The 12,585-nt window shown below is 73.0% G+C and carries 11 protein-coding genes; 6 read left to right on the plus strand and 5 right to left on the minus strand.

Annotated elements, in window-relative coordinates:
* Nucleotides 1-48: 48 nt before the first annotated feature.
* Together V1J52_RS22735 and V1J52_RS22740 are read right to left on the minus strand one after the other, a co-directional pair.
* Nucleotides 49-357 carry a pore-forming ESAT-6 family protein gene (locus V1J52_RS22735; protein ID WP_330141803.1) on the minus strand — a complete coding sequence of 103 codons (309 nt, stop codon included), beginning with the start codon at nt 355-357 and terminating at the stop codon, nt 49-51.
* Between the two features lie 22 nt (nt 358-379).
* Nucleotides 380-718 carry a hypothetical protein gene (locus V1J52_RS22740; RefSeq protein ID WP_330141804.1) on the minus strand — a complete coding sequence of 113 codons (339 nt, stop codon included), beginning with the start codon at nt 716-718 and terminating at the stop codon, nt 380-382.
* Between the two features lie 203 nt (nt 719-921).
* On the opposite strand from V1J52_RS22740, the gene V1J52_RS22745 reads away from it, so the two are divergent.
* From V1J52_RS22745 to rarD, 6 genes are all read left to right on the plus strand, one after another.
* The gene (locus V1J52_RS22745) at nt 922-2,295 is read left to right on the plus strand and encodes a sensor histidine kinase (RefSeq protein WP_330141805.1); all 1,374 of its coding nucleotides are present in this window, start codon (nt 922-924) and stop codon (nt 2,293-2,295) included.
* A 3-nt stretch (nt 2,296-2,298) separates the two neighbouring features.
* Nucleotides 2,299-3,576: a sensor histidine kinase gene (locus V1J52_RS22750; protein WP_330141806.1), complete on the plus strand. Its 1,278-nt coding sequence runs from the start codon at nt 2,299-2,301 to the stop codon at nt 3,574-3,576.
* A gap of 104 nt (nt 3,577-3,680) precedes the next feature.
* The gene (locus V1J52_RS22755) at nt 3,681-4,352 is read left to right on the plus strand and encodes a LuxR C-terminal-related transcriptional regulator (protein WP_330141807.1); all 672 of its coding nucleotides are present in this window, start codon (nt 3,681-3,683) and stop codon (nt 4,350-4,352) included.
* Between the two features lie 172 nt (nt 4,353-4,524).
* On the plus strand, nt 4,525-6,450 hold the full coding sequence (locus tag V1J52_RS22760) for a 2-oxoacid:acceptor oxidoreductase subunit alpha (protein ID WP_443075900.1): 1,926 nt from the start codon (nt 4,525-4,527) through the stop codon (nt 6,448-6,450).
* Nucleotides 6,443-7,543: a 2-oxoacid:ferredoxin oxidoreductase subunit beta gene (locus V1J52_RS22765; RefSeq protein ID WP_330141809.1), complete on the plus strand. Its 1,101-nt coding sequence runs from the start codon at nt 6,443-6,445 to the stop codon at nt 7,541-7,543. The genes V1J52_RS22760 and V1J52_RS22765 overlap by 8 nt, the downstream gene beginning before the upstream one ends.
* A gap of 254 nt (nt 7,544-7,797) precedes the next feature.
* On the plus strand, nt 7,798-8,772 hold the full coding sequence (rarD, locus tag V1J52_RS22770) for an EamA family transporter RarD (RefSeq protein ID WP_330141810.1): 975 nt from the start codon (nt 7,798-7,800) through the stop codon (nt 8,770-8,772).
* A gap of 332 nt (nt 8,773-9,104) precedes the next feature.
* On the opposite strand, the gene V1J52_RS22775 is transcribed toward rarD, so the two are convergent.
* The 3 genes from V1J52_RS22775 to V1J52_RS22785 all read right to left on the minus strand — a co-directional run bounded on the left by V1J52_RS22775 (nt 9,105) and on the right by V1J52_RS22785 (nt 12,439).
* The gene (locus V1J52_RS22775; protein WP_330141812.1) at nt 9,105-10,004 is read right to left on the minus strand and encodes an ABC transporter permease; all 900 of its coding nucleotides are present in this window, start codon (nt 10,002-10,004) and stop codon (nt 9,105-9,107) included.
* Nucleotides 9,991-10,980, minus strand: a complete 990-nt coding sequence (locus tag V1J52_RS22780; protein WP_330141813.1) for an ABC transporter ATP-binding protein — start codon at nt 10,978-10,980, stop codon at nt 9,991-9,993. Before V1J52_RS22780 ends, V1J52_RS22775 begins: the two co-directional genes overlap by 14 nt.
* An 85-nt stretch (nt 10,981-11,065) precedes the next feature.
* Nucleotides 11,066-12,439 (minus strand): LolA family protein, encoded by a 1,374-nt coding sequence (locus V1J52_RS22785; protein ID WP_330141815.1) that lies wholly within the window; start codon nt 12,437-12,439, stop codon nt 11,066-11,068.
* Nucleotides 12,440-12,585: the final 146 nt, after the last annotated feature.

A 12,585-nucleotide genomic window follows, 5' to 3' on the forward strand; every position in this document is an offset into this window, starting at 1 on the left:
GCCGGGTCCACCATCCCCTCCGACGCACCCACGCCCCTGCCCGCCGGTTCAGCCGATGCCGTCCACCGCGGCCTTGGCCCGTTGCAGGGTCTGGGCCGCCGTTCCGTCGTTCTTCTCCAGCACCGACCGCAGCAGCGTGATGATCCCGCGCACCTCGTCCGCCGAGCGGTTCCAGCGCTGTTCCGCCCCGTGGTACTGCTCGGACACGCCGTCCGCCTGGAAGTCCGCCATCGCGGCCTTCACCTGCCGGTCCCGCTCGCCGATCACCTTCTCCAGCTGACCGATCACCCCCGCCAGGTTCGTCTGCACCTCGCCCGACGCCGCCGTGTCGTAACTGCGACGATCCTCACCGGCCATGTCCCACGCTCTCCCTTGTCTCTCAACGTCCGCCGAATCGCGCCGCGTCGAAGTTCGCCGAGGCCATCGACTGCCGCGCGTTGTCGGCCGCCTCCTGCTCGCCGGTCCCGAACGCCTGGTCCATGCCCTGCTGGCCCCCGAGGATCGCCGACAGTGCGCTGTTCAGCGACGCCGCGATCTCGTCGCTGTTCGTCTTGAACGCGTCGAACGCCTGCCGGCCCGCGCCGTTGAACTTGCCCTCCAACGGCTGCGCCGCCGCGACCAGCTGCCGGATCAGCGCTCCGAGATCCGTGGACGAACCCTGCGTCTGCTTCGACAGCGCGGCCAACGTCTGGTTGCCCATGTCGAATTTGAGACCCATCACCACTCCCCTCCCACACGTCTGGCGTCCATGAGGCTAACGGGCCTTCCGGTGCCGGGGGAGACGACGTTCGGTCACCTGCCGGTTCCGGTGGGTGGCGGCAGCCGAACAGCGGCGGGCGGTGGGGCGGTGGGGAAAACCCCACCCCGGGCCGCCGCCCTCCCCCATGGCGGTGGCGCGGAGGGCACCGGCAGGCTAGGCCCATGACCGCTCGCCTCGACGTTCCGCCGGGGGACGTCCCGCCGGAGGACGCGCCGCCAAGGGACGCCCCGCCGCCCGGCGCACCTCCCCACGGCGCGCCGTCTGGAAGCGCGCCGCCCCGCGACGCGTTCCCGCACGACGCGCCGCCCCCCGACGCGCCTCCGCACGACCGGCCGCACCCCGGCGCGCCCCCGCACGCCGCGGTCCGGCAGGAGGAGCTGCCGCCGCCGCGTCCGGTGTTCAGCGGGCAGACGTGGCGGGAGATCGCGTACCTGCTGACCAGCCTGCCGATGGCCGTCATCGCGTTCTGCTACGTCGCCACGTGGCTCTACGTCGGCGCGGTCATGGCCGTCACCGTGATCGGGCTGCCGCTGCTGGCGCTCGGCCTGGTGGGCTGCCGGCAGCTGGGCAAGGTGGAGCGGGCGCGGGCGCGGGCGCTGCTGCGCGTCCACGTGGAGCAGCCGACACCGATACGGCACCGCACGCACGGCGGTTTCTTCCCCTGGCTGTGGGCGACGCTGAAGGACCCGGTGGGCTGGCGGCACGCCCTCTACGCGACGGTGCGGCTGCCCTGGGGCGTCACCACGTTCGTCGTGACGTTCGTGTCCCTCTTCGTGGCGTGGCCGCTGCTGCCGTGGCTGGCGCGGTGGATGACGCACGTGGACCGGGCGATGGTGCGCGGGCTGCTGGCGCCGTCGGACGAGCTGGAACGGCGGATCGCGCAGCTGGAGGCGGGGCGGGCGGTGGTGACGGACACCGCCAGCGCGGACCTGCGCCGCATCGAACGCGACCTCCACGACGGCGCACAAGCCCGCCTCGTCGCCCTCGCCATGGACCTCGGACTCGCCCGCGAAAAACTCACCGAAGACCCCGAAACCGCCGCCCGCATGGTCGACGAAGCCCACGGCGAAGTGAAACTCGCCCTCCAGGAACTCCGCGACCTCGCCCGCGGCATCCACCCCGCCATCCTCACCGACCGCGGACTCGGCCCCACCCTGGCCACCCTCACCAACCGCTGCACCATCCCCGTCACCCTCACCACCGACCTCCCCCAACGCCCCGCCCCCGCCATCGAAGCCATCGCCTACTTCACCGTCTCCGAACTCCTCCAGAACATCAGCAAACACAGCAACGCCCACCACGCCACCATCGACATCTGGCGCACCACCGACCGCCTCCTCCTCCACGTCACCGACAACGGCCAAGGCGGCGCCACCCCCCACCCCGGCACCGGACTCGCCGGACTCACCGAACGCCTCACCTCCGTCGACGGACAACTCCTCATCCACTCCCCCACCGGCGGCCCCACCACCATCACCGCCGAACTCCCCTGGCGCGACGCCGACGCCGGGCGGCCGGGTCACCGGAAAGGCTGAGCCATGCACCTGTTGCGTGCCCCCTTCACCGCGCGAGCGTGGCGCGAACTCGCCTATGTGCTCACCGGGCTGCCGGTCAGCACGGCGGTGTTCTGCGTGCTCGTCACCCTGGTGGCGACCAGCGCCGGACTGCTGGTGACGTTCCTGGGCATCCCGCTGCTCGCCGCCACCCTGCTCGTCGCGCGCGGGGTCGGGGCGGCCGAGCGGGCGCGCGCCCGCTGGCTGCTGGGCCTTCACGTGCCGGGCTCGGGCGCGCTGCCGCCCGGGGTGCGCGGCGCGTCGCTGACGGCCGGGACGGCCGCGGTGCTCAGGAACGGCACGTCGTGGCGGAACCTGCTGTACGGGCTGGTGAGCTTCCCGTGGTCGGTCTTCTCCTTCTGCACGGGCCTGACGGTGTGGTCGGCCGGCTGGGGCATGGCCACCTACCCGCTGTGGTCCTGGTCGCTGCCGGAGCCGGGTGCGCAGCTCGGCGAGAACAGCGCGGGCGAGGCGGTCTACGTGGACGCCCCGCTGGAGGTGGCCGCCTTCTCGGCCGCGGGGATGTTCGTCGTGCTGGTCGTGCCCTGGTGGCTGCGCGGCCTGACGGCGGTGGACCGGATGCTGGTCAAGGGCCTGCTGGGCCCCTCCCGGCTCACCGAGCGCGTCCAGCGACTGGAGGCGGGGCGGGCGGTGGTGACGGACACCGCCAGCGCGGACCTGCGCCGCATCGAACGCGACCTCCACGACGGCGCACAAGCCCGCCTCGTCGCCCTCGCCATGGACCTCGGACTCGCCCGCGAAAAACTCACCGAAGACCCCGAAACCGCCGCCCGCATGGTCGACGAAGCCCACGGCGAAGTGAAACTCGCCCTCCAGGAACTCCGCGACCTCGCCCGCGGCATCCACCCCGCCATCCTCACCGACCGCGGACTCGGCCCCGCCCTGGCCACCCTCACCAACCGCTGCACCATCCCCGTCACCCTCACCACCGACCTCCCCCAACGCCCCGCCCCCGCCATCGAAGCCATCGCCTACTTCACCGTCTCCGAACTCCTCCAGAACATCAGCAAACACAGCAACGCCCACCACGCCACCATCGACATCTGGCGCACCACCGACCGCCTCCTCCTCCACGTCACCGACAACGGCCAAGGCGGCGCCACCCCCCACCCCGGCACCGGACTCGCCGGACTCACCGAACGCCTCACCTCCGTCGACGGACAACTCCTCATCCACTCCCCCACCGGCGGCCCCACCACCATCACCGCCGAACTCCCCTGGCGGGCGCGGGACGTCTGCTGATCCCGTCCCCCGGCTCCCCGGGCGCCCGCCGTCTGGAATGCTGAGCGGGTCGGGCAGGAGCCGGGGGCCGGGGAACGCGAGGCCGGGGAGCAGGGGGGCCGGGAATGACGGACGGCGTGCGGGTGGTCATAGCCGAGGACTCGGTGCTGCTGCGGGAGGGGCTGACGCGGCTGCTGACGGACCGGGGGCACGAGGTGGTGGCCGGGGTCGGTGACGGGGTGGCGCTGCTGCGGACGGTGCGGGGGCTGGCGGCGGAGGGCGGGCTGCCGGACGTGGTGGTGGCCGACGTGCGGATGCCGCCGACGCACACGGACGAGGGGCTGCGGGCGGCCGTGGAGCTGCGGGGGGCGTACCCGGAGGTGGGGGTGCTGGTGTTCTCGCAGTACGTGGAGGAGCAGTACGCCACCGAGCTGCTGGCCGGTTCCACGCACGGGGTGGGCTACCTGCTGAAGGACCGGGTGGCCGAGGTGCGCGAGTTCGTGGACGCGGTGTGCCGGGTGGCGCGCGGCGGCACCGCCCTGGACCCGGAGGTGGTGGCGCAGCTCCTGGGCCGCAGCCGCCGCCAGGACGTGCTGTCCGGGCTGACCCCGCGCGAGCGGGAGGTGCTGGGGCTGATGGCGGAGGGGCGGACGAACGGGGCGATCGCCCGGCAGCTGGTGGTCAGCGACGGCGCGGTGGAGAAGCACATCAGCAACATCTTCATGAAACTCGGGCTCGCGCCGAGTGACGGAGATCACCGGCGGGTGCTCGCGGTCCTCACCTATCTGCGTTCCTAGCTTTCGGCCCACAATTAAGCAAGGCTCAATCGAGCCCCTGCACAGTGGCGGTTCCGCAAAGCAGCACGTCAGGTGGGGTGCAATTCCTTGTCATATTCGGACAGACCCGTGTCTCACGGGGCTGTCCACCATATGATCAGCGATAGGAAGGCAACCCTTACACCCACGTACGATGGTCAGCGAGCCGCCGGCCCGAGGGAGGTCCTTGCACGTGACCAGTCAGGTCAGCCATGACAGCGCCAAGGAAGTCAGGCGCCTTGACCGGGTGATCATCCGGTTCGCGGGGGACTCCGGCGACGGCATGCAGCTCACGGGGGACCGCTTCACCTCCGAGACGGCGTCGTTCGGCAACGACCTCTCCACGCTGCCGAACTTCCCGGCCGAGATCCGCGCCCCCGCAGGAACGCTCCCGGGCGTCTCCTCTTTCCAGCTCCACTTCGCCGACCACGACATCCTCACGCCGGGTGACGCCCCGGACGTGCTGGTCGCCATGAACCCCGCCGCGCTGAAGGCCAACATCGCGGACCTGCCCCGCGGCGCGGAGATCATCGTCAACACCGACGAGTTCACCAAGCGGGCCATGGCGAAGGTCGGCTACGCGACCAGCCCGCTGGAGGACGGTTCGCTGGAGGGCTACGCCGTCCACCCGGTGCCGCTGACGACGCTGACGGTCGAGGCGCTCAAGGGCTTCGACCTCGGCCGGAAGGAGGCGGGCCGGTCGAAGAACATGTTCGCCCTCGGCCTGCTCTCGTGGATGTACCACCGGCCGACCGAGGGGACCGAGCGGTTCCTGCGGACGAAGTTCGCCAAGAAGCCGGAGATCGCCGAGGCGAACGTGGCCGCGTTCCGCGCGGGCTGGAACTTCGGCGAGACGACGGAGGACTTCGCCGTCTCCTACGAGGTGGCCCCGGCCGCTCAGGCGTTCCCGGCCGGCACCTACCGGAACATCTCGGGGAACCTCGCCCTGTCCTACGGGCTCGTCGCCGCCTCCCAGCAGGCGGACCTGCCGCTGTTCCTCGGCACGTACCCGATCACCCCGGCGTCCGACATCCTGCACGAGCTGAGCAAGCACAAGAACTTCGGCGTGCGCACCTTCCAGGCGGAGGACGAGATCGCCGGGATCGGTGCCGCGCTGGGTGCCGCCTTCGGCGGGGCGCTCGCGGTGACGACGACGTCGGGCCCCGGCGTGGCGCTGAAGTCCGAGACGATCGGCCTGGCGGTGTCGCTGGAGCTGCCGCTGCTCATCGTGGACATCCAGCGCGGCGGCCCCTCCACCGGGCTGCCCACGAAGACGGAGCAGGCCGACCTGCTCCAGGCGATGTACGGGCGCAACGGCGAGGCGCCGCTGCCGGTCGTCGCGCCCGCCACCCCGGCGGACTGCTTCGACGCCGCGCTGGACGCCGCCCGCATCGCGCTGACGTACCGCACTCCGGTGTTCCTGCTCTCCGACGGCTACCTGGCCAACGGTTCGGAGCCGTGGCGCATCCCGGACGTGGCGGAGCTGCCCGACCTGCGCACCCAGTTCGCCACGTCCGAGAACCACACCCTGGCCGACGGCACCGAGGTGTTCTGGCCGTACAAGCGTGACGAGCGGACCCTCGCCCGTCCGTGGGCGGTGCCGGGCACGCCGGGTCTGGAGCACCGGATCGGCGGCATCGAGAAGCAGGACGGCACTGGGAACATCTCCTACGACCCGGCCAACCACGACTTCATGGTCCGCACCCGGCAGGCCAAGGTGGACGGCGTCGAGGTGCCGGACGTCGAGGTGGACGACCCCAGCGGCGCGGCGCGGGTGCTCGTCCTCGGGTGGGGTTCGACGTACGGGCCGATCACGGCCGCCGTGCGCCGCATCCGCCGTTCGGGGGACGTGATCGCCCAGGCGCACGTGCGGCACCTGAGCCCCTTCCCCGCGAACCTGGGCACGGTGCTGAAGTCGTACGACAAGGTGATCGTGCCCGAGATGAACCTCGGCCAGCTCACCACCCTCCTGCGCGCGAACTACCTGGTGGACGCGCAGCCCTACACGCAGGTGAACGGCATGCCGTTCAAGGCCGAGCAGCTCGCCACCGCCCTGAAGGAGGCCATCGACCATGGCTGATGTGCTCACGGAGGCGCACCAGGTCCCGGCGTCCCGCGCCCTGTCCCTGGTGCCGAAGTCCGACACCAAGCAGGCCGCGAAGGACTTCAAGTCCGACCAGGAGGTGCGCTGGTGCCCGGGGTGCGGTGACTACGCCGTCCTGGCCGCCGTGCAGGGCTTCATGCCCGAGCTGGGGCTGGCCAAGGAGAACATCGTCTTCGTCTCCGGGATCGGCTGCTCCTCCCGTTTCCCGTACTACATGAACACCTACGGGATGCACTCCATCCACGGCCGCGCCCCGGCCATCGCCACGGGTCTGGCCACCAGCCGCCGGGACCTGTCGGTGTGGGTGGTCACCGGTGACGGCGACGCGCTGTCCATCGGCGGCAACCACCTGATCCACGCGCTGCGCCGCAACGTGAACCTCAAGATCCTGCTGTTCAACAACCGGATCTACGGGCTCACCAAGGGCCAGTACAGCCCGACGTCCGAGGCGGGCAAGATCACCAAGTCGACGCCGATGGGTTCGCTGGACGCGCCCTTCAACCCGGTGTCGCTGGCGGTCGGAGCGGAGGCGTCGTTCGTCGCCCGCACGGTGGACTCCGACCGCAAGCACCTGACCGAGGTGCTGCGGCAGGCCGCCGACCACCCGGGCACGGCGCTGGTGGAGATCTACCAGAACTGCAACATCTTCAACGACGGCGCCTTCGAGGTGCTGAAGGACAAGCAGCAGGCGCTGGAGGCGGTGATCCGGCTGGAGCACGGGCAGCCGATCCGCTTCGGCGCGCCCGCCGAGGACGGCCTCGGCGCCAAGGGCGTCGTCCGCGACCAGGCCACCGGGGACCTGCGCGTGGTGGACGTCGCCGCGCACGGCACGGACGGCGTCCTGGTGCACGACGCGCACGCGGCCTCGCCCACGACGGCCTTCGCGCTGTCGCGGCTGGCCGACGCCGACACCCTGCACCACACGCCGATCGGGGTGTTCCGCGACGTCGAGCGGCCGGTGTACGACACGCTGATGGCCGACCAGCTGGAGCGGGCCGTCGAGCAGCAGGGCAAGGGCGACCTGTCGGCGCTGCTGCACGGCAAGGACACCTGGACGGTGGTGGGCTGACGGCTTCGCCGCCCCGCGCCCGCGAGCGGCCCGTACCCGGTGAGCCCGGGTACGGGCCGCTCCCCTTTCGCGCCACCCTCGCAGGGGGGCGGCCCACCACCGCCCAGCGCCACGGCCGTGACAGGAGCATGGGCGGGGAACGGAAATGACAAGTGACGGCGGCGGCGTTACCTTCGAGGGGTCCGCGCGCCTGTCCGGGCACGTGTCCGGGCACTCGTCGCGCACTCGTCGCGCACTTTCTGAAGGGGGCTGCGTTGCCGTCCACGAGCGAGAGCCGTTCCGGGCTCATCTACGGTTTCGCCGCGTACGGCATGTGGGGGCTGCTGCCCCTGTACTGGCACCTCCTGCGGTCCACCCCGGCCGCCGAGGTGCTGGCGCACCGCATGGCGTGGTCGCTGCCCACCGCGCTGCTGATCCTGCTCTGCGTGCGCCGCTGGGCGTGGATACGGCCGCTGCTGCGGCAGCCGCGCCGGCTCGGGCTCGTCGCCCTGTCGGCCACGCTGATCACCGTGAACTGGTACCTGTTCATATGGGCCGTCACCGAGGGCCGCGTCCTGGAGGCGTCGCTCGGGTACTTCATCAATCCGCTCGTCACCATCGCCATCGGCGTGCTGCTGCTGCGGGAGCGGCTGCGCCCCCTGCAGTGGACGGCCGTGGGCGTCGGCGCGCTCGCGGTGGCCGTGATGACGCTCGCCTACGGTCAGGTGCCGTGGGTCTCGCTCATCCTGGCCGTCACCTTCGCCGCGTACGGACTGGTGAAGAAGCAGACCCGGCTGGACGGGCTGGAGGGGTTCAGCGCGGACTCCGCGCTGCAGTTCCTGCCCGCGGTGGCGTTCCTGCTGCTGCTCTCCGCACGCGGCGACGCGACGTTCACGAGCGAGGGCGTCTGGCACCTGCTGCTGCTCACGGGCAGCGGACTGGCGACCGCCCTGCCGCTCATCTTCTTCGGCGCCGCCGCCATGCGGGTGCCGCTGTCCACGATCGGCCTGCTCCAGTACCTCGCCCCCTCGTTCATGTTCCTGCTGGGGCTGCTCGTCTTCCACGAGGAGATGCCGCCGGAGCGCTGGGCGGGCTTCCTGCTGGTGTGGGGCGCCCTGTGCCTGCTCACGTTCGACGCCCTGCGCACGGCGCGCCGCAACCGCGCCGCCCTGCGGGCGGCCCGGGAGCGGCAGCGCGCCGGCGTCAGCCCCGCCGGACTTCCCCAGGCGCCGGTCGGCCCCTCCGCCTGACGTGGCCGCCCGGGGCCCGGACCGCCCGCGCCGCCCGCACCCGGCGCGGCCCGGCCCCCGGGGGCCTCACCGGGTGGTGTGGTGGTCGCCCGAGCCGCCGCTGGCCCGGCAGCCGCCGGGCCCTCCGTCCGCTCCGTGCGCCGCCCGGTGCCCAGCCGTCACCTGCTCCGCCCCCTTCCGCGACACTCCGCTCCGCCTCCGCGCGTCCTGTGTCAACCCTGCGGGCATGGCCGCACTCCTTTCCGCCGGGCGTAGCCGCCCGGCTCCCCCAACACCATCGACACTAGGCCCCACCTCTGACAATGCCGCTGCGTCACCGGATGGTGACGGCGTCAGGCCGTGACGTCGCGGGTGGTGAAGCGGGCCCAGGCGGCGCTGCCGAAGACGGCGGCGTACAGCCCCTGGAGCCCGGCGTTGGCGAGCAGGTCGTCCCAGCGGACCGGGGCGCGCAGCAGGTCGGCGAAGGACAGCCAGTGGTACGGGAACAGGTAAGGGTGGACGACGTCCAGCTGCGGGACGGCCCCGACGATCTGGACCGTGATGAGCAGGCCCACCGTCGCGGACATGGCGGCGACGCCGCTGTTGGTGAGGGTGGAGACGAACAGGCCGAGCGCGGCGATGCCGACCAGCGAGACGGCGACGGCCACCGCGATGGCCAGGGCCCGCAGCAGTCCCTCGGAGAAGGACACGGTGACGCCGGACAGCAGCGTGACGTCGCCCAGCGGGAAGAGGGCGGCGCCGACGAGGAGGGCGGAGCAGGCGACGACGAGGGTGGCCAGCAGGCAGTAGGCCAGGATGGCGGCGAACTTGGCCAGCAGCAGCCGGGTGCGCCCGGCCGGGGCGACCAGCAGGTAGCGCAGTGTCCCGGCGGCGGCCTCGCCCGCGACGGCGTCCCCGGCGACGACGCCGACGGTCATGGGCAGGAAGAACGGCAGCGTCGCGGCGAGGGCGGCGAAGACGAGGAACAGCCCGTTGTTGGTCACCTGGCTGACGAACGGCGGCCCGCCACCCGAGCCGTCCGAACCGCCGTCGCCCGTCTCGACGCGGACGGCGACGCCGATGAGCACCGGCAGGGCGGCGAGGATGCCCAGCAGGGCGAGGGTGCGCCCCCGGCGCAGGGTGAGGCCCAGCTCGCTGCGGAACAGCGCCGCCGACCACCGGCGCGGCGCCTCCCGCGTCCGGTGTTCCGGCGCCTGGTGCTCCGGTGCCCGCTCCGTCTCAGCCCGCGACATCGAAACCCTCCCCGGTGAGGGCGACGAACGCGTCCTCCAGCGTGCCCCGCTCCACGCCGAAGGAGCGCACCCGCACCCCGGCGCGGACGAGGGCGGCGTTGAGGTCGGCGAGGCCGTCCGGCGCCCCTGGACCGTCCGGCGCCGCCCGCCCGTCCGGGCCGGGCGGCAGCTCGCCGGTCACCCGGTCCCCGGCCACGGCCAGGTCTGTCACGCCGTGCTCCGCCAGGACGCGCGCCGCCTCCGCGGTGTCCGGTGTGGTGACGGCGAGCGGTCCGCGCACCCCGGCGGCCAGCTCGGCGACCGGTCCCTGGGCGAGGAGCCGGCCGCGGGCCATGACGGCGGTGTGCGTGCACACCTGTTCCACCTCGTCCAGCAGGTGCGAGGAGAGGAAGACGGTGGTGCCCTCCTCGGCCAGCTCCCGGATGAGGGCGCGCGTCTCGCGCATGCCCTGCGGGTCGAGCCCGTTCGTCGGCTCGTCCAGCACCAGCAGCTCCCGGGGCTGGAGCAGGGCCGCCGCCAGGCCGAGCCGCTGCTTCATGCCCAGCGAGTACGCCCTGGCCTTCTTCTCCGCCGCCGCGCCGAGGCCGACGCGGGCGAGCGCGGCGCCGATGCGGGCGTCCCGGGTGGCCGGGTCGGCGGTGGGGTCGGCGGCGTCGAACCGGACGAGGTTGGCACGTCCGGTCAGGAACCCGTAGAGCGCCGGTCCCTCGATGAGCGCCCCCACCCTCGGCAGCACCCGCCGCGCCGCACCGGGCATGGCGGCACCGAGCAGGTGCGCGGTGCCGCCGGTGGGGGCGATGAGGCCGAGGAGCATGCGGATGGTCGTCGTCTTGCCCGAGCCGTTGGGGCCGAGGAAGCCGAAGACGCTGCCGCGCGGCACCTCCAGGCTCAGGTCGTCCACCGCGAGCTGGCCGCCCCGGTAGCGCTTGCTCAGCCCTTCGGCCGCCACGGCCGGGGCGGCGGACGGCGCTGTCATGTCTTACCCCCGTGTCGGTGCAGGTGCGTGCGTGGGCCCGGCGGGGCGCGGGACGGCGCCGGGCCCGCGCCCTGAGCGGGTGGCGTCAGCGCGCGTCGGCCGCCTTGACGAGGCCGTCCTTGGTGACGGCTCCCACGTAGACGGTGCCGTCGCCGGTCAGCATGACGTTGACCAGGCGGGTGCTGAAGACGCGTCCGGTGCCGAAGTCGCCGCTCGCCTTCTCGCCGAAGAGGTCCAGCAGGCCGTCGGCACGAGCGGAGTCCAGCCCCTCGGCGCCGCCGCCGGGCGTCACCACGCCCTCGGGTGCCGTGACGGCGAGGACGGTGTTCCAGCCCTCGCCGATGACACGGACGTCGCCGCCCAGCTCCTTGAGCCCGTCCAGCCCCTTCAGGCCGTCCAGCCCGGGGAGGCCGCCGAGGCCCGTCAGCTCCGCCAGGCCCTCCCGCTCCGCGTCGCCGTTCGGGCCGGGGCGGCCGGGCCGCTCCAGCTCGTCGGCCTCGGTGACCTCGGCGCCCTTCGGCGGCGTGAAGTCGAACAGTTCCGCCGACGGCTTGGCGAAGTCCACCTCGGTGTAGCCGGTCTCCAGCGCGGGCTCGCCGCCGTCGTGCGCCGCGACGGTGAACCGCAGCGGGGTGCCGGTCTCCGCGTCGACGGCGATCCGGACGGCCTCGACCGTGGAGTGGGGGGCGTCCTTGGGGGCGATGGCGAGCCGGTAGGCGTCCCGTCCGGCCACGGTGGTGGTGCCGTCCACGGTGACGGACGTCGTGTCGCCGACCGCCGCGATGGCCCGCTCGGCCGCCTCCTTCGGGGTGATGCCGTGCAGCTCACCGGGGACGCCCTCGTGTCCGCCCGCGCCCTCGCCCCGCTCGGGGACCTCGGCGTGGAAGACGGAACCGGCCGCGCTGTCGTAGGCCCAGACGTCGTCCTGGTTGTGGATGACGCTGTACTCGTCGGTCTCGCCGACGATGGACAGCCGCTGCCGGTCGGGTCCGTCCACGGCCACGCGCAGGGTGTGCTCGCCGCTGAGCAGTTCCATGAGCCGCTCTTCCGGGCCGGCGGCGCTCCCGGGGCTCCCGGCGGCGCCGGCTTCGCCCCCGGCCGCGTCGCCGCGGTCCGCGTCCCGCCCGGAGCCGCCGAACAGGCCGCCCGCGCCGGAGTCGCCGAACCCGGGGATGCCGAGGTCGGAGCTGAACTCGACGGTGCCGGACAGCTGCTGCACGTCCGACTCCGCGATCCTGGCGATCAGTTCCTCGGCGGTGATCGCCGGGAGGTCGGGGTCGCCGCCCTCGGCCAGCGCGGGGACGAGTCCGATGCTGGCCACCGCCACGCCCGCCACGGCGACGGGGACGGCGTACCGCATCGCCTTCCTGCCGGAGCGGCCGCTTTGGGGTGCGTCGGCCGTGGCGGGCTCGCCGGCCCGGTCGGGTCCGCTGGGCTCGCTGGGTCGCGTACGTACCATGTGTCCGCTTACCTCCGTACGTGGGCGGCGCCCACCCCTGGGACTCTCGCCGCCATTGTCACCCGGTTCGGGACGGGGTGGTAAGACAATCCCACCAAACCGTACGGCGTAGCGCGTCACCCGGCAGGGCCGACCCGCGTACGTCT

It is taken from the genome of Streptomyces solitudinis, from assembly GCF_036323765.1.
Taxonomy (GTDB): domain Bacteria; phylum Actinomycetota; class Actinomycetes; order Streptomycetales; family Streptomycetaceae; genus Streptomyces.